Here is a 24,960-nt window from a genome sequence, read left to right on the forward strand (position 1 = left end):
TTCTCGACAACTCCAACAACAGAGAGGCAAGACCATGGGTGTGTTTGACTATAAAAACCTCGGGGCCGAGGGCTCCAAAGCGTTGTTCGCCGATGCCATGGCGATCACGCTGTACTCCTATCACAACCTGGATAACGGCTTTGCCGTGGGCTACCAGCACAACGGCCTGGGGCTCGGGTTACCGGCCACGCTAGTCGGTGCACTGCTGGGCAGCACGGATTCCCAGGGGGTGATTCCCGGCATTCCCTGGAACCCGGATTCGGAAAAAGCCGCCCTGGAAGCGGTGCAACAAGCGGGTTGGACACCCATCAGCGCAAGCGCCTTGGGCTATACCGGCAAGGTCGACGCCCGTGGCACGTTCTTCGGCGAAAAGGCCGGCTACACCACGGCCCAGGTCGAGGTACTGGGCAAGTACGATGACGCCGGCAAGTTGCTGGAAATCGGTATCGGTTTTCGCGGTACGTCGGGTCCTCGGGAAACGCTGATCAGCGACTCCATTGGCGACCTGGTCAGCGATCTGCTCGCGGCCTTGGGGCCCAAGGATTACGCCAAGAACTACGCCGGCGAAGCCTTTGGCGGCCTGCTCAAGAACGTCGCCGAGTACGCCAGTGCCCACGGCCTCAGCGGCCACGACGTAGTCGTCAGCGGCCACAGCCTGGGGGGCCTGGCTGTCAACAGCATGGCCGATTTGAGCAGCGGCAAATGGGCGGGGTTCTACAAGGATGCCAACTACGTGGCCTACGCCTCGCCGACCCAGAGCGCCGGCGACAAGGTGCTTAATATCGGCTATGAAAACGACCCGGTATTCCGTGCGCTGGACGGCTCATCCTTCAATTGGTCGTCATTGGGCGTGCATGACACACCCCATGAATCGACCACCGACAATATCGTCAGCTTCAACGACCACTACGCCTCGACGCTGTGGAATGTGCTGCCGTTCTCCATCACCAACCTGCCGACCTGGATCTCGCATTTGCCTACGGGTTATGGCGATGGAATGACGCGCATCCTCGAGTCCGGGTTCTATGAGCAGATGAGCCGCGACTCGACGATTATCGTCGCCAACCTGTCCGACCCGGCACGCGCCACCACTTGGGTGCAGGACCTCAACCGCAATGCCGAACCGCACAAGGGCGATACCTACATCATTGGCAGCGACGGCAATGACCTGATCCAGGGCGGCAAGGGCGCGGACTTTATCGAGGGCGGCAAGGGCAATGACACGATCCGCGACAGCAGCGGGCATAACACCTTTTTGTTCAGCGGGCAGTTTGGCCAGGACCGGATTATCGGTTATCAAGCGACGGACAAGCTGGTGTTCACGGATGTGCAGGGCAGTACGGATTATCGCGATCACGCCAAAGTGGTAGGCGCGGATACGGTGATCAGTTTTGGCGGCGATTCGGTGACGTTGGTGGGGGTGGCTGGCTTGTCGGGGGAGGGGATTGTTATCGGTTAAAACGGTGGGAGGGGGCTTGCCCCCGATAGCGGTGGCTCAGTCAATAGATATGTCGACTGGAATACAGCCATCGGGGGCAACCTCCACATTTGATCAGTGTTGGCCGCTGGAAATCAGTTTTCCTTGCGCACCGTCGCCACGTCGTCGGCTTTGACACGGATACGCTTGCCGGCGATATCGGTGAACTCATAGAACCCGTCGGCAGTCTTGGTTTTTGGAGAGTCCTTGGTCAAATACTGCGTGCCATTTTGCAGCGTCACTACGGTTTGCGTCGCGCAACCGGCCAATACCAGAAAAGTGAGTGCAACCAGTGGCAGCCCCAAATTCTTCATGTTCATAACCCTTACCGTTAACCCTGAAAGTCCCGCGCCAAGGCTGCGGGCCATAAATTTTACGCCATTGACTCCCCATCTGATCACTTTTATACAAAAAGTTGCGTGCGCCATTTATCTATTACCGATTGCAACACCGTATGGGTAACGGCACTCTGTATGCATAACCAGTATTTGACCCGCGCGTGCCATGCCCAATCCTCTCGACGATCCGCTCTATTACCTGCATAACTTCCGCCAGGTCCTGCATTGGCTGGGGCAACGCTATGCCGATCTGCTCGACCCAGACGAACATCATTTCATTCAGCAATTCGACAGGTTGCCGCAAGCATCCCAGGCGCTGTTGGTGCGCATGGTGATGCGCAAGGGCGTGCATTTTCGTGCGGGCAAGCTGCAATACGTGGAAATCGGTTGCCCCCATGCCGCTGTCGCGCCCCTGCGGGAATTGGGTTGGGTGGACGACAACCACCTGCTGGCATTTGAAGCATTATTCGCCTTGTTGCAAAAAGGCGAGATCCTCAGCAACTTCACACCCTGGATCGACCAGCCTAAGGGCAAGAAGGCCGATTGGCTGGAAGGGTTGGTTGCGCAGTTCACCGACGCGCGCAGTTTCGCCGACTGGTGCCCGGACCTCGCCGACACGCTGTACAGCCTCACCGTGATGGAGTTGTGTGATCGCCTGCGCCTGATGTTCTTCGGCAACCTGCACCAGGACTGGTCCGAGTTCGTGCTCGCCGACCTGGGCATCTACACCTATGAAAAAGTCGAGTTCTGCGCCGAATCACGGGGGTTGCGCAGCCGCGCCGACGTGCACGGTTTTCTGTTCCTGCACCAATGCCAGCAGGCTTTTGAACGCGGTGAGGCGCTGGCGCAGGTGCTGGCTGAGGTCGCCACGCTGAACACCGATAACCCCTGGTTGGAAAAGCGCCGGGCCAAGCTGTTGTTCCAGCTCGGCCAATATTGCGAGCGCCGTGCCGAGTTGGACCTGGCGCAGCAGATCTACCGCACTTGCGCTTACCCTGGCGCCCGCGCGCGGCTGATTCGCGTGCTGGAGCGCCAGGAGGATTACGTCCAGGCGATGGCCCTGGCGAACGCCGCACGACAGGCACCGGAAAGCGCCGCCGAATGGCAGCATATAGGCCGGGTGTTGCCGCGCCTGCGCCGCAAACTGGGGGAGCCGGCGCTGCCCAAGGCCAAGCCCCGCGAGGTCATGCGCCTGGACTTGGCCCTTGCGTTGCCGGAGCCGTTAGTCTCGGTGGAGTACTGCGTGCAGGCCCACCTGAGCGAGCCCGATGCACCGGTGCACTACGTGGAAAACGGCCTGATCAATTCGTTGTTCGGGCTATTGTGCTGGGAGGCGATCTTCGCACCGCTGCCCGGCTCGTTCTTCCACCCGTTCCAGCGCGGGCCGGCAGACCTGCACAGCGAAGACTTCCACGCGCGCCGTGCCCCCCTGTTTGACGCGTGTTTCGCGCAACTGCAGGACGAGCGCTACAAGACCACCATTCGTCAACGCTACCTCGATAAGTGGGGGATCCAGTCGCCCTTTGTGTTCTGGAACCTGCTCAATGAAGACCTGCTGGAACAAGCCCTGGCCTGCCTGCCGGCCGAACACCTGCGCTACTGGTTCGAACGGCTGCTGCTGGATATCCGCGCCAACCGCGCCGGCATGCCGGACCTGATCCAGTTCTGGCCGGCGCAAAAAACCTACCGCATGATCGAGGTCAAGGGCCCTGGCGACCGCCTGCAAGACAACCAGCTGCGTTGGCTGGAGTTCTGCGGCGAATACCAGATGCCCGTCACCGTCTGCTACGTACGCTGGGCGGAGCAACCGGCTTGAGCTACAGCGTGGCGGTGCGGGCGCTGTGTGAGTTCACCGCCAAGGTGGGCGACCTGGACCTGCGCTTTACCCCGTCGCCCAGCGCCCAGGAAGGCATTGCCGGCCATCGCACCGTGGCCTCGCGACGCAGCGCGCACTACCAGAACGAAGTGGCTCTCGAAGGCGACTACCAGCAGCTCAAGGTGCGGGGCAGGGCAGACGGCTATGACCCGGACACCAACCGCCTGGAAGAGGTGAAGACCTATCGCGGCGACCTTGGTGCCCAGCCCGCCAACCACCGGCAACTGCATTGGGCGCAGGCCAAGGTGTACGGCTGGTTGATGTGCCAGAAGCTTGGCCTCACGGATATTGACGTGGCGCTGGTGTATTTCGATATCGTCGGCGAAGGCGAGACCCTGCTCAATCAACGTTTCCAGGCGGCCGAGTTGCAAGCGTTCTTTAACCAGCAATGTGCACTGTTTCTCGGCTGGGCCCGCCAGGAAATGCAGCACCGCGAAGCGCGCAACGCTGCGGCGCAGACCTTGAGTTTCCCCCATGCCGACTTTCGTCGCGGCCAACGCACTTTGGCCGAGTCGGTGTACAAGGCCGTCAGCACCGGGCGTTGCCTGATGGCGCAGGCCCCCACGGGGATCGGCAAGACCATCGGCACGATTTTCCCGCTGCTCAAGGCCTTGGCGCCCCAGCAACTGGATAAGGTGCTGTTCCTGACCGCAAAGACCCCAGGCCGCAAATTGGCGCTCGATGCCGCGCATGTGCTGCAGATGCAGACCAGCAGCCCCGACCTGCCGTTGCGCGTGCTCGAGCTGGTCGCGCGGGACAAGGCCTGCGAACACCTGGACAAAGCCTGCCACGGTGATTCCTGCCCCTTGGCCAAGGGCTTCTACGACCGCTTGCCCGCCGCGCGCATGGCTGCCTCCCAGGTGCGCCTGCTCAACCAGCGCAACCTGCGCGACGTGGCCCTGGCCCATGATGTGTGTCCCTATTACCTGAGCCAGGAGATGGCACGCTGGGCCGACCTGGTGGTCGCCGACTACAACTATTATTTCGACTTCGGCGCCATGTTGTTCGGCCTGGCCCAACTCAACCAGTGGCGCGCGGCGGTGCTGGTGGATGAGGCCCACAACCTGGTGGAACGTGCCCGTTCGATGTACAGCGCCAGCCTCGACCAGTACGGCCTCAAGACCCTGCGCGACAGCGCTCCCGACGTCTTGAAGAAACCTTTGCAGCGCCTGAACCGTGAATGGAACGCCCTGCACAAGGACCAGCTCGCGCCCTACCAGGCCTATGCCGACCGTCCGGAAAAACTCTTGCAGGCCCTGAGCCTGTGTATCCGCGCCATGGGCGACTACTTCAACGATCATCCCGAGTCATTGACGGGCGACCTGCAAGCCTTCTACTTCGAGGCATTGCACTTCGCCAAGGTCGCCGAGCTGTTCAACGAACACTTCATCTTCGATATCAGCAAGCGCCAGTTCAGTGGCAAGCGCAGCAGTTCGACCCTGTGCCTGCGCAATGTGGTGCCCGCCGAATTCATTCGCCCGCGTTTGACCGCGGCACGCAGCAGCGTGCTGTTTTCCGCGACACTGAGCCCACGCCATTACTACGCCGACCTGCTGGGCCTGCCGGCGAACACGGCATGGATCGATGTGGAGTCGCCGTTCAAGGCTGAGCAATTGCGGGTGCGCATCGTCGACGAAATCTCCACCCGGTTTGTGCATCGGGATACCTCGCTGGCCCCCATCGTCGACCTGATCGCCCATCAGTTTGCGCAACAACCGGGCAACTACCTGGCGTTTTTTTCCAGTTTTGATTACCTGCAACAAGTGGCGCAACGGTTGGCTGAGCGCCATCCGCAGATTGCGCTGTGGCAACAGTCGCGAGGCATGGCCGAGGCCGAACGCCAGGCGTTTCTCGAACAGTTCACCGAACATAGCCAGGGCATCGGCTTTGCCGTGCTCGGCGGTGCGTTCGGCGAAGGCATCGACTTGCCCGGCGCACGCCTGATCGGCGCGTTTATCGCCACCCTGGGCTTACCGCAATTGAACCCGGTCAACGAGCAGATGAAGGCGCGCATGGGCGCACTCTTCGGCGCCGGCTACGACTACACCTACCTGTATCCCGGCATCCAGAAAGTGGTGCAGGCTGCAGGCCGGGTGATCCGCAGCCAGCAGGACAGGGGCGTGGTGATGTTGATCGACGACCGTTTCGGCGAATCGCGGGTGCGCCCGTTGTTGCCGCGCTGGTGGGCAGTTGATTGAGTTACCCCCATCGATCTCGCAGGCCAGGCAAACCCTTCAGAAAGGCCAAGTCAATGAGCCCGCTGATCCCGCAAAAGATCCTTGTAAAGGAAGGGTATTGAGCTGTGCGTGCGCTGCCCGGCACTGAACGGTCAGACCACTTCCAGGTAAGAACTGTGGATCGCACGCGCCAACTCGCGCACGGTGTCGATGAACTCCGTGAGACGGCTATGCAGGCCATCTTCGAGAATCTCATCAATCCCGGTGTACCTCAGCCGCGCTTCGAATTCCGCCGCCAAGCGCTGTGCCGTGCGCCCATAACTGCCAGGCAGGTCGGCGAGGATATGGCTCAACTCTTCGATACAGGCATGCAACGAACGCGGCACATCGCTGCGTAGCAACAGCAGTTCGGACACCGATCGCGCGTTCAGCGCATTCGGGTACAACTCGGTATACGCCTCGAACGACGACAACGCACGGAGCAGGGCGCTCCACTGGTAATACCCGCGTGCCGACAGGTCGCTGACTTCCTCCGACTCTTCGCCGAACATCTCGTAGCGAGCGTCCAGCAGGCGCAAGGTGTTGTCCGCGCGCTCGACAAAGGTACCCAGGCGAATGAACCGATAGGCGTCATTGCGCATGATGGTGCCCGAGGTCGCGCCGCGGAACAGGTGTGAACGCTGCTTGACCCAGTCACAGAAGTGGCTGATGCCATGCCGCCCCAGGCCACCGGCGGCGATGCTGCGCATTTCCAGCCAGGTGGCGTTAAGGTTTTCCCACATGTCGGCAGTGATGCGTCCGCGTACCGCATGGGCATTGCCCCGCGCGGCGCGCAGGCAGTTGTAGATGCTGGCGGGGTTTTCTTCGTCGAGGGCGAAGAAGTGCAGCATGCGCTCGGCATCCAGGGTTTGGTGGCGTTCCAGGTAACTGTCCAGGGTGCCGCTGCTGAGCAACGACATGGCCAATTCATCCAGGCCATCGCTACGCCCGGCCTGGGGCATCAGCGACAGCGAATAACTGACTTCGAGCATGCGCGCCAGGTTCTCGGCGCGTTCCAGGTAACGGGACATCCAATACAGATCTGCGGCGGTTCTACTCAACATACTCAGCCCTCCACCACCCAGGTGTCCTTGGTTCCGCCGCCTTGCGACGAGTTGACGATCAACGAGCCTTCACGCAATGCCACCCGCGTCAGGCCACCGGGCACCAGGCGGGTTTCCTTGCCCGAGAGCACAAAGGGCCGCAGGTCGATATGCCGAGGGGCGATGCCGTTTTCGACAAAGGTGGGGCAGGTGGACAGGCTCAGGGTCGGTTGGGCGATATACGCATGGGGGCGCGCCTTGATGCGTTGGCGGAAGTCTTCGATCTCGGCAGCCGTGGCCGCCGGGCCGACCAGCATGCCGTAGCCGCCGGAGCCCTGGGTTTCCTTGACCACCAGCTCGGCCAGGTTGGCCAGCACGTGGGACAGCTCATCCGGTTTGCGGCACTGGAAGGTCGGCACGTTTTGCAGGATCGGCTCTTCATCCAGGTAAAACTTGATCATCGCTGGCACATAGGGGTAGATCGATTTGTCGTCCGCGACACCGGTGCCGATGGCGTTGGCCAGTACCACATTGCCGGCGCAGTAGGCGGCGACCAGCCCCGGCACGCCGAGCATCGATTCAGGGTTGAATGCCTGCGGGTCGAGGAAGGCGTCGTCGATACGCCGGTAGATCACGTCCACGGCCTTGGGCCCGTCGGTGGTGCGCATGAACACCTTGAGGTCGTGCACGAACAGGTCGGCGCCTTCTACCAGCTCCACGCCCATTTCCCGCGCCAGGAACGCATGTTCGAAGAACGCGCTGTTGAAGCGTCCAGGTGTCAGCACCACCACATTCGGGTTGTCCAGGCGGCTGGCGCTTTTCAGGGTCTTGAGCAGCAGGTTGGGGTAGTGGTCCACCGGCGCGATGCGCTGCTTGGCGAACACTTCGGGGAACAGGCGCATCATCATCTTGCGGTCTTCGAGCATGTAGCTCACGCCGCTGGGGGTGCGCAGGTTGTCTTCGAGCACGTAGTAGGTGCCGTCGCCGTCGCGTACCAGGTCCACACCGGAGATATGCGAATAAATGTCGCGGTGCAGGTCCAGGCCGACCATCGCCTTTTGATAACCCTCGTTGCCCAGCACTTGGTCCGCCGGAATGATCCCGGCCTTGATGATGCGCTGGTCGTGGTAGATATCGGCGAGGAACATGTTCAGCGCATTGACCCGCTGGATACAGCCGCGTTCGATCACGCTCCATTCAACGGCGGGGATGCTGCGGGGGATGATGTCGAAGGGGATCAGGCGCTCGGTGTCCTGCTCGTCGCCATAGAGGGTGAAGGTGATCCCGGCGCGGTGGAAGAGCAAATCGGCTTCGCGACGACGCTGGGCCAGCAGTTCCGGCGGCGTGTTGGCCAGCCAGCGGGAGAAATCCTGATAGTGCGCACGGCACACGCCGTTTGCATCATTCATTTCATCAAAGAAAGATCGAGCCATTCCAGTACCTTGTCAGTGCCGAGGGTTGCCTTGGGTGGCACTGCCGCTTTAAAAAACGCATTTTTTTATGAGCCCGTGGCTGATGGTGCCATCGGGCCTGGTCCTTACTTTCTTATGGGGTCGGCTCTGGGTCGGGGGGTAACGAATGTTCCTGTATTCGGGCAGATGAATGGATAAAGCAATGCGTGTGCCGGAATGGGCATACAGCACTGGATTTCCCCTGGCGGAGACCGGGCCTGTTGCGGTGAGCGGGCTTGCCCCGCGTTGGAGTGCGAAGCGCTCCCAGGATTTTTGCGGCCGCTGCGCAGCCCAACGCGGAGCAAGCCCGCTCGCCACGGCAAGCCCCTCACCATAAAGGCGCGGTTTGCGCACCATAGTGGTGCATCAACAAACTTGAACTTCGCCCCAGCCCGAATCTTCTAACAGGTCTCAGTCCAGCACGGAGCACGGATGTGCCCAGAATCATTTCACCCGACACCCCGCAAGCGAACCTGACCGATCACAGCGAACACAACGCCAAGATCTTCGGCTCGCCCAAGGACCGTCTGGACTTCTACCGTCGCGAAATCCAGTACGAAACCTCGATCCTCGCCAACCGCACCGATGCCTACCTCACGGCGCAGTCGTTCCTGGTGATTGCCTTTGTGTCCGGCATGGGCAACCTCAACCCGGAGTGGGGGAAGCTGTTCACCCTGGTGGTGCCGGCGTTCCTGGCGTTGCTCGGTATCCTCAGTTCCCTGAATGCCTGGCCAGGTATTCGGGCCGCCTACGAAATCATCGATCACTGGCATTACAAGCAGAGCGAACTGCTGCGCAGCGAACCGCTGATGGGCATGGCCTACGATGAGTCGCCGCTGTTTTCCGAAATGGAGTCGTCCCATAAGGGCTATCGCAAGTCGCTGCTGTTCTCCATGCGCGTGCCGTGGTTGTTCATGGTGTTCTGGGTGATGCTGGGCGCCTATGCGTTTTATATCCAGGTGGATAACCCGGGCTCTTAAGCAATTGGAACTTCAGCGACCGGCGCGGGACCTTACCTTTACGCAGTCCGCGTTTTTCAAGCGAGGTGACCCATGAGCACAGACAAAGACCCCCAGACCAGCAACCGTAACGACCCGGCGATCGACGGCGGCGAACCGGCCCCAGGCACGGCGGCCGATGCACCGAAAGACCCGAAACCCGCCGCCGACCCCAAAGCCAAGGAAAACGACTACAGTCCAGACTTCAAGCCTGAGCGCGAGCCCAAGCCTGAAACCGATGCCGATATCGACACCCAAGGTGGTTAGAGGAGACGGTCATGTCCAAAGAACTGGAAGAAGAACTCAACGATCCGGGCAATGAAGACCCGGGTTCACTGATGGATGATGCGGAAGTGCCGCTCAACGATCTGGACGACGCAGCGGATGTGGGCAATACAGAAAAGCCCGATTAATCCCAACCATCCGTAGATACCGTCTTATCCAAGAGGTATCTACGGCGATTGATACCCGCGCCTACAAAACGTCAGGACTGATCTCTCGCCTGAGCACGTCGTTCATACCACGCCAGCATCGGCTGGGTACTCAGGCCATGAACGACGATGCTCAAGGCGATCACCGACAGGGTCAGGTTCACCGCCACCGCGCTGCTGGTGCCGATAAGGCCATGGTTGAGCGCGTAGAACAGATAGTAGATGCTGCCGATCCCGCGAATCCCGAACCAGCCCATCAACCCGCGCTGCCGGCGATTGATCAGGCCGCCCCAGGGCATCGCGAAGACACTGATTGGTCGGATCACGCAGAACAGCAATGCCGCCAGCGGCAACGCCCGCCAATCCCAATGGCTGACGAGCACGATCCCCAGCAACGTCACCAGGAACACTTCCATCGAGCGCTCCACCAGGCTGCCGAACGAGAGCATGTCGCCCATCATCACCCCTGCGGCGATCTGGGTGTCCGCCAGCTCGCTCACATCCCCCTGCAGCGCGCGCTCCGGCTCCACTTCCAGATGGCCCACCACCGGCAGCGCCAAATGCTCTGACGGAGTGCGCGAGTTGCCGGTTGACCTGAACTCTGCCTGACGCAAGCCGAGCCCGGCGGCGAACACCGACAGAAAGCCGTAGCCACCCAGCGCTTCGGCAACCACGTAGGCCAGGGCGATCAGGGCCAGGGTCAGGTAGTCATTGGGGGAGAGCGTGCTGTCACTGTTGGTGATACGCAGCCACAGCGTCGCGCGGCCAATGCCCCGGCCCATCCAGTACCCGATCAACAGCCCGGCCGGCACTGCCCACAGCAGGTTCTTCAACGCCCAGCCGCCCAGCCAGTCACCGTCAAAGCCGCCGTGCTGCATGAAGACCAGGGCAAAAATCACGAAGGGAAAGGCCGTGCCATCGTTTAACCCGGCTTCCCCGGACAGACCGAAGCGCAGCGCATCGTAGTCCTGTGCATTGTTGACCTGGACCAGGCCCGCCAGCACCGGATCGGTCGGCGCCAGAATGGCACCCACCAGCAGCGACACCCCCCACGACAGTTCAAACACGTAATGCAACGCCAGGCAGCTGCCGAGGATGGTCAACAGCATGACCGGGCCGGCCATACCGAACGCGATGCGCCAGGTGCGATGGCCCAGGGGCAGGCGCAATTTGAGCCCGCTGACGAACAATGAAAACAGCACCGCAACTTCCGTGAGGTGCTCCATCCAGCGGGCAGACTGCTTGATGTCCAGGTGCAGCAGGTCCACCCCGAGGGGGCCAATGCCCACGCCCAGCAACAGGCACACCGCTGAGGTGGTCACCGGCATCCAGCGCAGGTAAGAAGAGGTGAGGGCAAGGGTCAGCAGCACGGCGCCGAGAACGGCCATCCATAGAATAAAAGTCATCGAGCAGTATCCAGGGCCGTGGTCTATTCACGTTCGAGGATCCTGGCCGGCTGCTGGTTCAATGTGATTCCATCGGTTTGAGCGGGCCCAGTTCTACAGCGAAGATGCGCGCTCCAGCAGCAGCCGTTCCAGGGTGGCGGCGGGCAACGGTCGGCTGAACAGGTAGCCCTGGATCTGATCGCAGCCGGCTTCCTTGAGGAACGCCAATTGCGCCTGGGTTTCCACGCCTTCGGCCACCACCCGCAGGCTCAGGCTGTGGGCAAGTTCGATGATGGTGCGGGTGATCGCGGCGTCCTGGGGGTTGCTGGTGACCTCACGGATAAACGCAATGTCGATCTTCAGCGTGTCGATGGGGAAGCGTCGCAGGTAGGCCAGGCTCGAGTAGCCGGTGCCGAAGTCATCAATGGAGATCTTCACGCCCATGGCACGCAGGCGTTGCAGGCTGGCGATGGTGTGTTGGGTATTCTCCATCAGCGAGCCTTCGGTCAGTTCTACTTCCAGCCAATGGGGTTCGACGCCGGTCTCATTGAGGATGCGCGCAATATCGGCAATCAGGTCGCCCTCGATGAGTTGATGGCCGGAGACGTTCACCGACACCTCAACGGCGCCGATCGCGCTGCGCTGCCATGTCGCAATCTGCTGGCACACGCTGCGGATCACCCAACGTCCCACCTCGACGATCAAGCCCAGGCTTTCCAGGACGGGGACGAACACCGCTGGCGACACCGCGCCGTATCCCGGGCGTTCCCAGCGCAGCAAGGCTTCCAGGGCGCATATCCGCCCGTCGGCCAAAGCGACCTTTGGCTGGTAATGCAGGGTGAACGCCTCGTGCTCCACCGCCTGGCGCAGGGCGTTTTCCAGGTCCTGGCGCGCGAGGTCGTGCACGTTCATGCGCGTGCTGTCGCCAGCATGTTGGCGTAGCTGCTGCTCAAGCAACTGGCTATGGCGCTTGAGTTGATCACCGTGGCTCTTGAGCCGCAGCAGGTTGCGCACGCGCAGCCACAGCTCGACCCGTTCCACCGGCTTGCTGATGAATTCCTCTGCGCCGGTTTCCAGGCCACTGACCCGTGCACTCGACTCGCTGAGTGCCGACAGCATGATGATCGGAATGCTCGCCGTGGCTGCGTCGCCCTTGAGCTGGCTGGCGACTTCGTAGCCGTCCATGCCCGGCATCATGATGTCCAGCAGGATCAGGTCAGGCGGCTGTTTGGCCACCAGTTGCAAGGCTTCTTCGCCGCTGCTGGCACTCAGGGTCTGGTAGCCCTCGTGTTGCAACAGGGTTTCCAGCAGCTTGCGAACCTGGGGTTCGTCATCAACGATCAACAGTGTTGCGGGTTGGCTGGCCATGGAGAGGACTCATCTGAGGGGCGAGGTGGTAGTGGGTTGCAACAACGTGTCGATCACCTGGTACAGCTCTTTGTAGCGCAACGGCTTGCTGATGTAGGCATCGCAACCGGCCAACCGGGTCTTTTCACGGTCTTCCTTCATGGCCATCGCGGTCAGCGCGATCACCGGGATATGGGCGGTGTGCGGGTCCTGCTTGAGCAGCGCGGTAGCGGCCAGGCCGTCCATGCCCGGCAGTTGGATGTCCATCAGGATCAACGCCGGTTGGGCTTCGCGGGCCAGGGTCAGGCCACTCTCGGCGTCGGCGGCCCACACCACCGTGTGGCCGGCGTTGACCAGCAGCAGTCGGGCCAGGCGCATATTGGCCTCGTTGTCTTCGACGATCAGGATATGGGCCATTCAGCCTCCGTGCCTCGGTGGAGTGGCAGCCACACCACAAACCGAGCGCCCTGGCCTTCACGGCTGGCCACCGCAACACTGCCGCCATGCAGGTCGGTGAGTTGCTTGACCATCGCCAAGCCCAGGCCAGTGCCTTCGAATTTGCGCGCCAGGCTGCTGTCGATCTGGCTGAAGGCCCTGAACAGCTTGCCCATGTCGTCCTCGGCGATACCGATGCCGGTGTCGCTGACGCTCAATTCGAGGAACTGCTGGTGGGCGCTGGGTTGCAGGGCAAACCCGTGCATCGGCCAATCGCCGGGCACCTGCCCGACCTGTTCGCGGGCCACCTGGCGCACCGCCAGGGTCACGGAACTGCCGTGCTCGCTGAATTTCACCGCATTGGCCAGCAGGTTGTAGATGATCTGCTTGGTCTTGCGCAGGTCCAACGCCAACGTGCCGAAGTCGTCCTGGCTTTCAAGCTTCAACTGAATGCGTTGCAGGGCGGCTTTTTCGCGCACGATCAACAGGCTGTTGGCGAGCAACCCCGCCAGTTCCACGGACTCCAGCTCCAGGTCCATCATCCCGGCCTCGACCTTGGACAGGTCGAGAATGTCGTTGATCAGTGACAGCAGGTGCTGGCCGCTGGTGAAGATATCGCCGATGTACTCCCGTTGGATCTCGCTCATGTCGCCCACCAGCCCGTCCTTCAACGCCTCGGAAAAACCGATCACCGCATTCAGCGGCGTGCGCAATTCGTGGGACATGGTGGCGAGGAATTCGGACTTCATATGGCTGGCATGTTCCAGCTCCAGGTTCTTTTCCTCCAGCGCGCGCTCAAAGCCTTTGCGTTCGGCTTCTTCCTGCTTGCGTGCGGTGTTGTCGGTGCCGATCAACAGGTAGCCGATGATGGTGTCATGACGATTGCGCAGCGCCGTCACCGACACCATGGCCGACAGGCGGCTGCCGTCCTTGCGGATATAGGTCAGCTCGTAAATATCCTCAATGCCACGGGAGGCCTTGAACACCAGCGCTTCGAAGCCCGGCGTGATCGGCGTGTCCAACTCCAGGCTGAGGGCGGCGGCGCGGGTGATCAGTTCGGCGGGGTCGGAGATGTCGGCGGGGGTGATGCGGTTGAGTACATCGTCGGCGGCATACCCGAGCATGCGTTCTGCGCCGACATTGAAGATCTGGATCACGCCTTTTTCATCGGTGGCGATGCTGGAGAAGTAGGCGCTGTTGAAGATTGCGTCTTGCAGGGCACCGGTTTTCAGCAGGGTCTTCTGGCGTTTGAATTCGACGATTTTTTCGGCCCGCGATTGGGCTTCGGGCGGGGATACAGTAGCGGGTTTGTCCATGGCGGTGTTTTCCAGGCGGATCAAGCCCGGCCGTGTCGACGACAGGGCCGCAGAGCATGCTCACAGAAAATCGCGTGGACGCGATGAGGAGGAGATGAGGTCCCCGGACAATAGCAGATACCGCCCGTCGCGCGGTATGAATACACTCAAACGAACGTACGCCGGCACAGGGCGGCGGGCCGCCCTGTTAGCGTGCGGCGCGACTTAGAGCGTCACGCTGCTGATGACCTGGGTGCTGTCATCCGGGTCGATGACGCTGTGGAATCCCAAGGCATGGTTCAACTCGCGCAACGGCGCATTGGTTGCCGCGTCGACCGTGTACATGCGTTTGAAGCCATTGGCGCGCGCCGCCGTCATCAGGTGTTGCATCAAAATGCGCCCCAGGCCCAGGTGTTGCCACGCATCGGCTACGGTGACCGCGCATTCGCATGCATCCACCGTGGCCGCGGCATAGCGGGCCACGCCGATCTCGATGAGTTGGCCGTTGTCGTGCACCAGGGCGATAAAGGCCATGCGGTGCTGGTTATCTACATCCATCAATTGATCCATCAGCGTCTTGCCAGGCTCGTTGATTTCGCCCAGGAAGCGCGCGTGCCGCGATTCACGGGACAGGCCCTTGATGAAATTGTATTCCCGTTCACGGTCGTCGGCGCCGAGGGGGCGCACCAGTACATGGCGGCCATTGTCGAGTTGATCGAGCCAGTGCGGTTTCGGCAGTGCTGCGTAGGCGAGGGCGGCCTGCTGGTTACGTGCTTCGAGGGTAGGCATGGTGTGGGCTCCTGGCGGTCAGTCGAAGCGTTCGGGCGAGACCACCCAAACGCTGCATGGCATCTTGTACAGCAGCGATTCGGTGGTACTGCCCAGCAGTCGCGACAAGCCGCGATGACCGACGCGGCCCATGACGATCACATCAATGTTGTAGGCATCGGCGTAGCTGGCCAGGACCTTGGCCGGGCTGCCCAGGATCATATGGCGTTGCTCCGGCGGGATGCCGTTGCGCGCGGCCAGGTCATTGAACGCCTGGCCCTGCTCGGCGAACAGCAGTTTGGCCGCCTCTGAAGAGAAGAAGCCGGCGCCACTGCCAAATCCATACTCCTGGGTACTGAGGTCAGACAGATCGTGTGCGTAGACCACTTCCACCTCAGCATCACACGCGGTGGCGAGTTTGGTCGCTTCGTGCAGGATGCGGTCGTTGAGGCCTTCATAGCGGCCATCGCGATGAAACGGGTCGACCGCGGCCACGATCCTGCGCGGTAACCCATGCTGTACCCGGCTGACAAAGTGCAGCGGTACCGGGCATTCGCGCAGCAGGTGCACATCCAGCGAGGTGAACATCAGGCGCGACAGCAGCGATTCATGTTCGAGCGCCTTGATCACCAAGGCCATCGGCTCTTCCTTGAGCCGAATCAGCAGTTCCTTGAGCGGGTTTTCAACCCAGGCGACTTCGGTGGTGACCGTCAGCCCGAGGTGACGCAACGGCCTGGCCTGGTCTTCCAGCCACTGGTGGTGGCGCTCCACATACCCCAGGCGCATTTGCTCCAGGGCCTGCTCGTTGACCAAACCGGCAGTGGCCAGGCCTTCCAGGTAGTCGAAGGCGAGGATATGCAGCGCGGCGCCTTCGGCCTTGGCCAGGGCGGCGGCGCGTTCGAGTGCCGGACTGTGCTCCATCAGTGGCGAAACCAACAACAGGTAACGTGCTTGAGCAGACATGGTGATCTCCCTTGTGAACCCGTGGCGGTGAAGGGCATCGGGCAGCGGTGCCTTGGTCGATCATGCCCCTGGGGGCAGGGGCGCCATTGATCTGCATCAAGACGCCTGGCCGCCGGACAGGGCAGGCGACGTTCGGTCATGTGCATCGGCAAAGGGTTGACCATGATCAACGTTCAGCGCGCCGTCGCGGCGCAGTCTGGTCCCACCCCACACGCCCAGCAGGAGGTCACACCATGGCAACCATGAGAGCCGCTGTCTTCGTTGAAAAAAACCGCATCGTCCTCGAGGACAAACCGATCCCCGAGGTCGGCCCGCTGGACGCCCTGGTGCGGATCACCACCACGACTATCTGCGGCACCGACGTGCATATCCTGCGCGGTGAGTACCCGGTGGCCAAAGGGCTGACGGTGGGCCATGAGCCGGTGGGCGTCATCGAGCGGCTGGGCTCCCAGGTGCGCGGCTTCGTCGAAGGGCAACGGGTGATCGCCGGCGCAATCACGCCCAGCGGGCAGAGCTATGCATGCCTGTGCGGCTGCGGCGCCCAGGACGGTCCCGACACCCGCCACGGTTTCCGTGCCGCCGGCGGCTGGAAATTCGGCAACACCCTCGACGGCTGCCAGGCCGAATACGTCCTGGTGCCCGATGCGCTGGCCAACCTGTGCCCGATCCCCGATGGCCTGAGTGATGAACAGGTGCTGATGTGCCCGGACATCATGTCCACCGGCTTTTCCGGCGCCGAGCGCGGTGAGGTCAACATTGGCGACACGGTGGCGGTGTTTGCCCTCGGGCCGATCGGCTTGTGCGCGGTAGCTGGGGCACGGCTAAAAGGTGCGTCGATGATCATTGGCGTCGACGGCGTCAGCGAACGCATGGGCGTCGCCCGCGGCCTGGGCGCGACCCATATCGTCGACTTCAAGCAAGGCAACGTGGTCGAGCAGATCATGGCCCTGACCGACGGCCGCGGGGTGGATGTGGCGATCGAGGCGTTGGGCACCCAAGGCACGTTCGAGTCGGCCTTGCGCGTGCTGCGTCCCGGTGGCCGCTTGTCCAGCCTCGGGGTGTACTCCAGCGACCTGCGCATCCCCTATGACGCGTTTGGCGCAGGCCTGGGCGATTACAGCATCGTCTCGACCCTGTGCCCCGGCGGCAAGGAACGCATGCGTCGCTTGATGGCGGTGGTCGCCAGCGGCGGGGTGGACCTGTCGCCGCTGGTGACCCACCGCTTCAAGCTCGACGACATCGAGGCGGCCTATGAACTGTTTGCCCATCAGCGCGACGGCGTCATGAAAGTCGCGATTACCCCGTGAAGGCAGCGCCGGCATTGGGCCGGGCCGGCAGGTACGGATGACCGTTTCCCTCGAAATCGCCGGAGCCGCCGCCGCGCTGGGGATCGGCATGCTGGTGGGGCTTGAGCGCGAGCGCAGCAAGGGGCAGGGTGAACGTCGTGCCTTTGCCGGTCTGCGCACCTATTCAATCACCGCGTTACTGGGCTATGTCTCGCAGCAAGTCGGCGGCGCGCTGCTGCTCGGGTTGGTCGCGGTTTGCCTGGCGGTGATCGCCAGTACCGCGTATTGGAAGAGCCAGGACGAAGACCCGGGAATCACCAGCGAAGTTGCGTTGCTCACGGTGCTGGTGCTGGGCGCCCTGTGCGGAGCCAGTCCCGAGCTGGCCACGGCAATCGGCGTGGTCATGGTTGGTCTGTTGGCCTATCGCGACAAGCTGCACAACTTTGCCCGCAGCCAATTGACCGAAGCAGAAATGCGCGACGGCGTGCTGCTGCTGATTGTGGCGCTGGTGGTCTTGCCGCTGGCGCCGGATCGCTTCATCGGCCCCTATGGCGGGGTGAACCTGCGCACCATCTGCACCTTGACCGTGCTGTTGATGGCGGTAGGGGCGGTGGGGCATGTGGCGGTACGTATGCTGGGGCCTCGCTATGGTTACGCCATCGGCGCCGTGGCCTCGGGGTTCGCCTCCAGTACGGTGACCATTGCCGTCATGGGCCATCTTGTCGCCAAGGAACCGAAGCATCTGCGCACGCTCGCAGCGGCGGCGATTTTCTCGAATATCGCCACGGTGGCCCAGGCCGCACTGATCCTCGGTACCGTGGAGCCGGCGCTGCTGTCGCAGATGATGTGGCCATTGCTCGCCGGGTTTGCCACCACTGCGATGTATGGTGGATGCCTCATGCTCCGCGTGGCGCCGGCCGGCCAGGCCATCCGGGTGGGAGGCGCGTTCGACCTCAAGCTGGCGCTGATCATGGCGCTGACCCTGACCGGCATCACGTTCCTATCGTCCGTGATGCTTTATCACTTTGGCCAGGTGGGGGTGATGGTGACCGCCACCCTGAGCGGTTTCGCCGACGCTCACGCCACCACCGCATCGATTGCTGCCTTGGTCACGAGCGGCCAGCTCGCGCTCCACGCCGCACCGATCCCGGTGTTGCTGGCGATCAGTTGCAACTCGCTGAGCAAGTGCGTGGTGGCCTGGGTCAGCGGTGGCCGTCGATTTGCGGCCTATGTGATCGCCGGGCAGGTGTTGCTGACCGCCGCGATGTGGTTGGGCGCACTGGTCAGTTGATCGCCACCCAGGCGGGTCATCCAGGGATTTCCAAGGTCGCCCTCAAGCCGCCGGCCGCCAGGTTTTCCAGGCGCACCTGGCCGCCCAGGCGTTGGGCGATGGTTTGTACGATGGTCAGGCCCAGGCCGGCGCCCTGGGCATTGCCACGGCTGTAGAAACGCTCGAACAGGCGCTCACGCTGGCTCTCGTCGATGCCGGGACCCTGATCGTCGACGCTCAGGACCAATCCCTTGGCTGTTTTGCACAACCCCACGGTAATCACCCCATGCTCCGGGGAGACGTTCGCCGCGTTGGTCACCAGGTTGGTCAGGGCGATATTGATTGCACCGGCATCGGTCGTTACGGGGTACTGGGCATCGTCGACATCGAACACCAGTTCGAGACCTTTGCTCAGCAGCCAGGGTGTCAGCTGAATCAGCGTTTCACGCACCGTTGTCGCCAGGTCGATGGCCTGTACGGGGGGCAGCCCGGCGCTGGGTTCCAGGCGTGCCATGGTCAGCAATTGGTTGACCAGGCGGCTGGTGCGGTCGACACCGGTGATCAGGAAGGCCAGGGACTCGCGCCGTTCGGTTTCAGTGCCGGCTTCCAGCAGGTTTTGCGCGTGCACCCGCAATACCGCCAGGGGCGTGCGCATTTCGTGGGCGGCGTCGGCGATAAAACGCCGCTCGCGGCCGAGCATGTCCTGGATCTGCGCGAGCATGCGGTTCAACGCCGCCTGCATCGGCTCCAACTCCATGGGCAAGGGCGTCAGTTGCATCGGCTCCAGTGAGCCGGAATGCCGCGCGCGCAAGGTGGCGGCCATATCGGCCAGCGGCTTGAGCCCCCAACCGATGGCCAGCCAGACCATGGCCGCGAGGATCAGGCTGCCCAACACGTTCGGCCATAACGTATGCCGCACGATGCGCTGGACCAGGTCGGAGCGCACGTCATCCCGCTCGCCGACCCAGATACGCAGGCCGTTGTCCTTGTCCTTGAGCACGAAACCGCGCCATTGGCGGCCATTAAGGTCCTCGATATTGCTGTACCCCGGCTGTGCGGGGGGCGTGGCGAATGAAGGGGCGCTGGCGGTAAACACCAGCAGATCGCCCTGTGGGTTCCACACCTGGAAGGCGATTTTGCTTTCATAGGGGTGCCCGTCCACCTTGGGCATGGCGTTGCCCAAGGCTTTGTTGAAGGCGCGATACAGGTCGGCCTGGTCCTGGCTGGCCAGCGGCATGCTCATGACGCCCTGCAGCAGGCGGGCGTTCTGCGCCAACTGCGCGTCGTAGACTTCGGCGATTTCGTGATTGCTGTCATGCAGGTTGAGCACGCTGATCACCAGCAGCCCGGTGAGCAGCAGGCCGATAATCAGGCTCAGGGTTCGCCGCCGAATCGAGGTCATTGGCGCTCCTCCACCAGGTAGCCCACGCCGCGCACGGTGCGGATCAGTTCACTGGAGAACTTCTTGCGCAGGTGATGGATATGCACCTCCAGGGTGTTGCTTTCGGCTTCTTCGTTCCAGCCGTAGAGCAACTGCATCAGTTGGTCGCGGGTCATCACGCGGCCCGGCGGCGATAGCAGTTCGTGCAGCAGCTGATATTCCTTGGGGGTGAGCAGTACCGGCGCGCCGTGGTAACTGACCTGCTGCGTGCTCGGGTCCAGGCAGATGCCTGCGTGTTCGATCAATACCCGTGCCCGGCCGGCGCTGCGGCGCAGCAGTGCACGCAGGCGTGCCTTGAGTTCGGCCAGGTCGAAGGGCTTGATCAGGTAATCGTCGGCGCCGGCGTCCAGCCCGGCGATGCGGTCTTCGGTGGCATCCCGTGCGGTGAGGATCAGCACCGGCAGGTTGGAGCTGCTGTCACGCAGGCGCCGCAGCACCTCCAAACCGTCCATGCGTGGCAGGCCGAGGTCGAGCACCGCCACGTCAAAGGTTTCGCTCAGCAGCGCATGCAAGGCACTGCTGCCATCCTGCAGCCAGTCGACGGTGTAGCCCTCACGCACCAGCGCCTGGTGAATGCCTTCGCCCAATGCCACGTCATCCTCGATCAGTAAAAGGCGCACGCAGACTCCTTGTCAGTAGAGTGTTGTCAGTTGAGTTTTTTGTTGATGTCGGCCAGCACGCTTTCGATCTCTTTGCGCCGCCCGGTATCGGCGGTTTCCCGGCCCGGACGAGGTGCGGCCAGCAGGGCTTTTTGCAAGGCATCACGGGCTTCGCCATAGCGTTTTTGCCGGTACAGGTGGTCGCCCCAGAAGTACAGACTATCAATGCCCGTCGGGTTCAGTTGCAAGGCCTGTTTGAGTAACAGTTCAGCCTTATCGGCATCGCCAAAGCCGATTGGCCAGCCGGGCACCCGGTCGTACAGGGCGGCCAGGCTGGTATAGGCCGAGCCTTGCAGGGCCTTGGGGTCGAGGTCGAGGGCTTTTTCCAGGTCGACCTTGGCCGCCTTGACCTTGCTTAACGCGCCGAGCCCGCCCTGGGCGCCGGCCCAACTGCTGGTGACGATGCCTGACCAGATCCACGCCTCGGCGGCTTGGGGGCGGTCGTGGGTGAAGGCCGTGGCCTGGGTGGCGAGTCGTTCAAAGGCCTGGGGCCGCTGTTCCTCGGGCAGGTTGTATTGGATGTGCGCCCAGCGCGTCTGGATGGCGTTCAGGCGTTGTTGGTCGACGGCGTCCATCGCCCAGGTGAAGGGGCTCAGGGCGGTGAGCAGCAGCGCGGTAAAGAGTTTTTTCATGGCTTGGGGTCCTTATTCTCAAGTGTGTCGCTCAGGCGGCGTACCAGCGGCAGCTGTTTACGCAAACCCCGGTCGACCAGGTTAGGCAGCAGGCTGTTGAGGCGCACAAAGAAACGCTCCGGCCAGCCCAGGTACAGATCGCGACGCTGGTTGGCAATGGCTTGGATCACGGCCGATGCCACGGTATGCGGGTCATCGACGTTGGATTTGAGTGCATCGTTCAAGGCCTGCGCCGCCGGGCTGTTCATCGAGGTACGGGTCGCGCGCGGTGCCACGTACAGCACGCCGACGCGGGTGTCGGCCAGTTCCCGGCGCAGCGCTTCGGAAAAGCCGCGCAAGGCAAACTTGCTGGCGCAGTAGGTGGCGTAGCCGGGATAGCCGATGGAGCCATAGGTGGAACCGACATTCACCACCATGGCGCTCGGTGCCTGCTTGAGCAGCGGCAGCAGCAGCTTGGTCAGGCAGATCGGCGCGGTGATGTTCAGCGCCAGCATGCCGTTGATGTCGCTGTCTTCGAGTTGCTCAAGCATGGCGAAGTGATTGATGCCGGCGGCGTTGATCAGCAGGTTGATGCCGCCGATGGCTTCGGCGGCGGCCAGCACCTTACGGCGGTCGGCGAGGAAGGTCAGGTCGGCACCGACCCAGCAGAGTTGCTCCGGGTAGCGCTCAAGCAACCCCTCCAGCGGTGCACGGTGGCGGGCCACGGCCAGCACCTGCGCACCACTGACGCACAGGGCGGTGGCAATCGCCAGGCCGATGCCGCCGCTGGCGCCGGTCAGCACCACGCGCGTTTCAGACAGGCGCATGGGGCGCCTCCCCGAGACGCGGCAGGCTGCGGAACATATCGGTATAGAGCGCGTACACCACCTTGGAGGCGCGAATCACGGCGGCCTGGTCGTCGGGGTCGTCCAGGCTGTTCATCAAGCGGCGGTAGGTTTCCATGTGGCCGATGTCCAGCGACCCGTGGGAACTCAGGTAGCTGAACGCCGTTGCCGGCAGTTGCAAGCGTTCACGAATGCTGACGGCCGCGTGGGTGGCCAGGGCGATGCTGGTGCCTTCCAGCACATTGACCATGCCGAACAGGCCGACCGGGTTGTCACGGGCGATCAGGTCGTAGAGGTAACTGACCATCAGCTCGATGGGCAAACCGGGGCGCCCGTCACGTACCGCATCGTCATCACCGCCACAGGCGGCAATGTCATTGAGCACCCACTGCTCGTGGCCGTATTCATCCTCGATGTACTCGCAGACGGCCTTGCGCAGCCATTCCAGGCGCGAAGGCAGGCGCGCACCGCAGGCCATCATCAACGGCACCGTATGCCGCACGTGGTAGTAGGCCTGGGCCAGGAATGCGCGATAGCTGTCCAGGCTGACCTGGCCCTCCAGGGCGTCGCGGATGATCGGCAGGCTGAACAGCGCCTGGCGTTCATGTTGAGTGGCTTCTTGCAGCGTGTCGAAAAAATTCACGATGAGGTTTCCTCGTTGAATGCTGGGGCAAATTGGGTTTGATAACGGGCGACGATGGCGTCGCGCCGTGGCCGGCCATTGGCGGTGAGCAAGCCATTGGCGGCGGTGAAGGGTTGCGTCAGGCGCGTCCAGCGATGCACCTGGGCGTAGTCGGGCAGGCCGCTGTTGGCCTCGGCCACGGCGCGGGCCAGCTGCGCGTCGCTGCAGTCGGTGCGATGGGGCCAGAGCAGGGCGTGGTTCTGCGGCAGGGCTTCGCCATACACGAACGCCTGGGCGATGACACCGCCCTGGGTCAGCTCGGCCTCGACCCAATCCGGGTTGACGTTGCGCCCGTAACTGGTGACGAACTGATGTTTTTTGCGGCCCTTGAGGTAGAGAAAACCGTCCTCGTCAAAGGCGCCGAGATCGCCGCTGGGCCACCATTGCTCGGGCTGGTCTGTCTGGCCCAGGTAGCCGAGCAACGTCGAGCCCTTGACCAGCACTTCATCGTCTTCGGCCAGGCGGATTTCCACGTGGGGCAGAGGCCGACCGACACTGCCAGGACGGTGTGCCCCGGGACGATTGAGGCATACCACCGAGGCGCATTCCGACAGCCCGTAACCTTCATACACCGGTACGCCCAGTTGCTGCGCACGTTGCAGCAAGGCCTTGGAGACGCGCGCTCCGCCGACGGCGGCAAAGCGCAGGCCCTGGGGGCTGAAGGCCTTTTGCTCGGCAGCAATCACCAGCATCAACAGCAATTGCGGCACCAGGATCAGACTGTGGGGCTGACGGGTTGCCAGGCAGCCGAGCAATTGTGCGGCGTCTACCGCGCTGGCGCCCTGGATGCCCAGGCTCTTCTGGCTGGGCAAGCTGAGGGTGGCGCCGGCGTAGAGCGCGGCGTAGCAACCGAGGTTTTCCAGCAAAATCGCGATGGGCAACAGCGCCAGGTGATGGCGTGGGTCACTGCTGTGGCTGGCCTGGTACAGCTCGCGGGCCACCCGCAGCAGGCTGTCGGCGCTCAGGCACACGCCCTTGGGCGCGCCGGTGGTGCCGGAGGTGAACGTCACCTTGGCCGTGCCGGCGGGTATCGAGGGGCGGCCCTCAAAGGTGCGGCACCAGAATTCGCCGCACGGTTGATAGCCGTTGGCGAGCAATTCAGCCTCCAGATGCGGCTCGGCGATCACCCGTTCGGCATGGCTTTGTTCCAGGCAATGGGCGCGCTGGGCCGGGCTGAAGAACGGCGGCAAGGTCAGGCAGGTCAAGCCTTCGAACAGCACTGCCAGGTCCCACAGCATGGCCTCGACGCCATTGTCCAGGGCCAGGGCGACCACCTTGACGCCTTCTTCGCGCAGGCGCTCCTGTCGATACGCCACTTCGGCGAACATCTGGGTGTAATCCATTTTCAAGCTGTCGCCCCACAGGGCGATGGCGCCATCGTTGCGTTCGGCATGGCCGCGCAGTACGGCGTGGAAGCGGCGGGTTTCAGGCGACATGGCTGGCGTCCTCGAGGGCGGTTGGCAACCCCAGGCGTGAGAACAGGCCCATGTTGCGCAAATGGATGAACCCGGCGCGGATATTGCCGACATGCACCCACGGTTGGCTTTCGTAGTAACTGCCCCAGTGATGACGCTCATCGCCCAGGCGCTGCGGGTCGGCCGCGCACAGGGTCACGGGCTTCAAGCCCAGGCGGTGGAAGCTGTTGACCAGGCCGATATTGCCGGTGAACGCCACCCACTCCAGGCCGCCCATGGCCAGCAGCCAGGTAATCGCGATGATGCTCAGGCGCGCACTGCCGGTGTCGCTGGCCGCGAGGTTGCCGACTTCGGCGATGGCGCCGCGCTCCACGGTCTGTTCGGCAGCGGCACTGATCAGCGGGTCGATCGGATGGTCCAGGTAACGCTCCAGGAACAACGGCTCGGCGCTTGCCAGGCGCACCCCGGCAACGGCACACAGGTCGCCACTGGCCTGGCTGACGCCAAACAACTGCGGCATGAAGTGCCGAATATCGGCGCCGTGGGCAAGGCGAAAACGTTGTTGGATAAACGCCTCGAAGGCAGGCCGCTGCGGGTCTTGGGGCAGGGCGCGGGACAGGCGCATCGGTGCACTGTCGGCCTGGCCGAACAGCAGCGGCAAGGAAATGTTCCAATCGATATCGGGCATTGGCATTACGCCTCCCCAGTGAAGTTGGGAGGAGTATCGG

24 protein-coding genes are annotated in these 24,960 nt (G+C 62.7%); 8 read left to right on the top strand and 16 right to left on the bottom strand.

What is annotated here, in order from left to right:
* The first annotated feature begins 34 nt into the window (after positions 1-34).
* Positions 35-1,459 carry a lipase gene (locus M2397_RS07445; RefSeq protein ID WP_259242551.1) on the top strand — a complete coding sequence of 475 codons (1,425 nt, stop codon included), beginning with the start codon at positions 35-37 and terminating at the stop codon, positions 1,457-1,459.
* A 113-nt stretch (positions 1,460-1,572) separates the two neighbouring features.
* Here the strand turns inward: M2397_RS07445 and M2397_RS07450 are convergent, their stop codons facing one another.
* Positions 1,573-1,797 (bottom strand): YgdI/YgdR family lipoprotein, encoded by a 225-nt coding sequence (locus M2397_RS07450; RefSeq protein ID WP_131696374.1) that lies wholly within the window; start codon positions 1,795-1,797, stop codon positions 1,573-1,575.
* 184 nt (positions 1,798-1,981) lie between these two features.
* On the opposite strand from M2397_RS07450, the gene M2397_RS07455 reads away from it, so the two are divergent.
* Complete coding sequence (locus M2397_RS07455; RefSeq protein WP_259242552.1) at positions 1,982-3,631, top strand: VRR-NUC domain-containing protein; 1,650 nt, start codon at positions 1,982-1,984, stop codon at positions 3,629-3,631.
* Positions 3,628-5,889 (top strand): ATP-dependent DNA helicase, encoded by a 2,262-nt coding sequence (locus tag M2397_RS07460; protein WP_131696372.1) that lies wholly within the window; start codon positions 3,628-3,630, stop codon positions 5,887-5,889. The genes M2397_RS07455 and M2397_RS07460 overlap by 4 nt, the downstream gene beginning before the upstream one ends.
* Before the next feature lie 131 nt (positions 5,890-6,020).
* On the opposite strand, the gene M2397_RS07465 is transcribed toward M2397_RS07460, so the two are convergent.
* Positions 6,021-6,971 carry an alpha-E domain-containing protein gene (locus tag M2397_RS07465; RefSeq protein ID WP_131696371.1) on the bottom strand — a complete coding sequence of 317 codons (951 nt, stop codon included), beginning with the start codon at positions 6,969-6,971 and terminating at the stop codon, positions 6,021-6,023.
* Positions 6,972-6,973: 2 nt separating this feature from the next.
* Positions 6,974-8,383, bottom strand: a complete 1,410-nt coding sequence (locus M2397_RS07470) for a circularly permuted type 2 ATP-grasp protein (protein WP_131696370.1) — start codon at positions 8,381-8,383, stop codon at positions 6,974-6,976.
* A 452-nt stretch (positions 8,384-8,835) separates the two neighbouring features.
* On the opposite strand from M2397_RS07470, the gene M2397_RS07475 reads away from it, so the two are divergent.
* From M2397_RS07475 to M2397_RS07485, 3 genes are all read left to right on the top strand, one after another.
* On the top strand, positions 8,836-9,381 hold the full coding sequence (locus M2397_RS07475) for a hypothetical protein (RefSeq protein ID WP_145338119.1): 546 nt from the start codon (positions 8,836-8,838) through the stop codon (positions 9,379-9,381).
* A 72-nt stretch (positions 9,382-9,453) separates the two neighbouring features.
* Positions 9,454-9,666: a hypothetical protein gene (locus tag M2397_RS07480; RefSeq protein ID WP_092358066.1), complete on the top strand. Its 213-nt coding sequence runs from the start codon at positions 9,454-9,456 to the stop codon at positions 9,664-9,666.
* An 11-nt stretch (positions 9,667-9,677) separates the two neighbouring features.
* A complete protein-coding gene (locus tag M2397_RS07485; RefSeq protein ID WP_256221203.1) occupies positions 9,678-9,812 on the top strand; it encodes a hypothetical protein in 135 nt (44 codons plus the stop codon).
* 71 nt (positions 9,813-9,883) lie between these two features.
* Here M2397_RS07485 and M2397_RS07490 read toward each other — a convergent pair whose 3' ends face one another.
* The 6 genes from M2397_RS07490 to M2397_RS07515 all read right to left on the bottom strand — a co-directional run bounded on the left by M2397_RS07490 (position 9,884) and on the right by M2397_RS07515 (position 16,023).
* Positions 9,884-11,236, bottom strand: a complete 1,353-nt coding sequence (locus tag M2397_RS07490) for a sodium:proton antiporter (protein ID WP_145338118.1) — start codon at positions 11,234-11,236, stop codon at positions 9,884-9,886.
* A 93-nt stretch (positions 11,237-11,329) separates the two neighbouring features.
* Entirely contained in the window at positions 11,330-12,583 is a 1,254-nt protein-coding gene (locus M2397_RS07495) for an EAL domain-containing response regulator (protein ID WP_167655353.1), read from the bottom strand.
* Between the two features lie 9 nt (positions 12,584-12,592).
* On the bottom strand, positions 12,593-12,979 hold the full coding sequence (locus M2397_RS07500; RefSeq protein ID WP_131696366.1) for a response regulator: 387 nt from the start codon (positions 12,977-12,979) through the stop codon (positions 12,593-12,595).
* On the bottom strand, positions 12,964-14,313 hold the full coding sequence (locus M2397_RS07505) for a HAMP domain-containing sensor histidine kinase (RefSeq protein WP_259242553.1): 1,350 nt from the start codon (positions 14,311-14,313) through the stop codon (positions 12,964-12,966). The genes M2397_RS07500 and M2397_RS07505 overlap by 16 nt, the downstream gene beginning before the upstream one ends.
* Positions 14,314-14,517: 204 nt before the next feature.
* Positions 14,518-15,081, bottom strand: a complete 564-nt coding sequence (locus M2397_RS07510) for a GNAT family N-acetyltransferase (RefSeq protein ID WP_145338116.1) — start codon at positions 15,079-15,081, stop codon at positions 14,518-14,520.
* Positions 15,082-15,099: 18 nt separating this feature from the next.
* On the bottom strand, positions 15,100-16,023 hold the full coding sequence (locus M2397_RS07515; protein ID WP_131696363.1) for a universal stress protein: 924 nt from the start codon (positions 16,021-16,023) through the stop codon (positions 15,100-15,102).
* Positions 16,024-16,256: 233 nt separating this feature from the next.
* On the opposite strand from M2397_RS07515, the gene M2397_RS07520 reads away from it, so the two are divergent.
* The gene (locus M2397_RS07520; RefSeq protein WP_145338115.1) at positions 16,257-17,330 is read left to right on the top strand and encodes an NAD(P)-dependent alcohol dehydrogenase; all 1,074 of its coding nucleotides are present in this window, start codon (positions 16,257-16,259) and stop codon (positions 17,328-17,330) included.
* Between the two features lie 37 nt (positions 17,331-17,367).
* Positions 17,368-18,600 carry a DUF4010 domain-containing protein gene (locus M2397_RS07525; RefSeq protein ID WP_131696361.1) on the top strand — a complete coding sequence of 411 codons (1,233 nt, stop codon included), beginning with the start codon at positions 17,368-17,370 and terminating at the stop codon, positions 18,598-18,600.
* Between the two features lie 16 nt (positions 18,601-18,616).
* Here the strand turns inward: M2397_RS07525 and M2397_RS07530 are convergent, their stop codons facing one another.
* The 7 genes from M2397_RS07530 to M2397_RS07560 are packed head-to-tail and all read right to left on the bottom strand — an operon-like array spanning position 18,617 to position 24,920.
* Positions 18,617-19,981 carry an ATP-binding protein gene (locus M2397_RS07530; RefSeq protein WP_259242554.1) on the bottom strand — a complete coding sequence of 455 codons (1,365 nt, stop codon included), beginning with the start codon at positions 19,979-19,981 and terminating at the stop codon, positions 18,617-18,619.
* Positions 19,978-20,640 carry a response regulator gene (locus tag M2397_RS07535; protein WP_131696359.1) on the bottom strand — a complete coding sequence of 221 codons (663 nt, stop codon included), beginning with the start codon at positions 20,638-20,640 and terminating at the stop codon, positions 19,978-19,980. Before M2397_RS07535 ends, M2397_RS07530 begins: the two co-directional genes overlap by 4 nt.
* A gap of 26 nt (positions 20,641-20,666) precedes the next feature.
* Positions 20,667-21,311 carry a tetratricopeptide repeat protein gene (locus M2397_RS07540; RefSeq protein ID WP_131696358.1) on the bottom strand — a complete coding sequence of 215 codons (645 nt, stop codon included), beginning with the start codon at positions 21,309-21,311 and terminating at the stop codon, positions 20,667-20,669.
* Positions 21,308-22,117 carry an SDR family oxidoreductase gene (locus M2397_RS07545; protein ID WP_259242555.1) on the bottom strand — a complete coding sequence of 270 codons (810 nt, stop codon included), beginning with the start codon at positions 22,115-22,117 and terminating at the stop codon, positions 21,308-21,310. The genes M2397_RS07540 and M2397_RS07545 overlap by 4 nt, the downstream gene beginning before the upstream one ends.
* The gene (locus tag M2397_RS07550) at positions 22,104-22,778 is read right to left on the bottom strand and encodes a TenA family transcriptional regulator (RefSeq protein ID WP_259242556.1); all 675 of its coding nucleotides are present in this window, start codon (positions 22,776-22,778) and stop codon (positions 22,104-22,106) included. The genes M2397_RS07545 and M2397_RS07550 overlap by 14 nt, the downstream gene beginning before the upstream one ends.
* Positions 22,775-24,253: an AMP-binding protein gene (locus M2397_RS07555; RefSeq protein ID WP_259242557.1), complete on the bottom strand. Its 1,479-nt coding sequence runs from the start codon at positions 24,251-24,253 to the stop codon at positions 22,775-22,777. Before M2397_RS07555 ends, M2397_RS07550 begins: the two co-directional genes overlap by 4 nt.
* Positions 24,243-24,920 carry a thermostable hemolysin gene (locus M2397_RS07560; RefSeq protein WP_259242558.1) on the bottom strand — a complete coding sequence of 226 codons (678 nt, stop codon included), beginning with the start codon at positions 24,918-24,920 and terminating at the stop codon, positions 24,243-24,245. Before M2397_RS07560 ends, M2397_RS07555 begins: the two co-directional genes overlap by 11 nt.
* Between the last annotated feature and the right edge of the window lie 40 nt (positions 24,921-24,960).

Origin of the sequence: Pseudomonas sp. BIGb0381 (assembly GCF_024809815.1) — a bacterium.
GTDB lineage: Bacteria > Pseudomonadota > Gammaproteobacteria > Pseudomonadales > Pseudomonadaceae > Aquipseudomonas.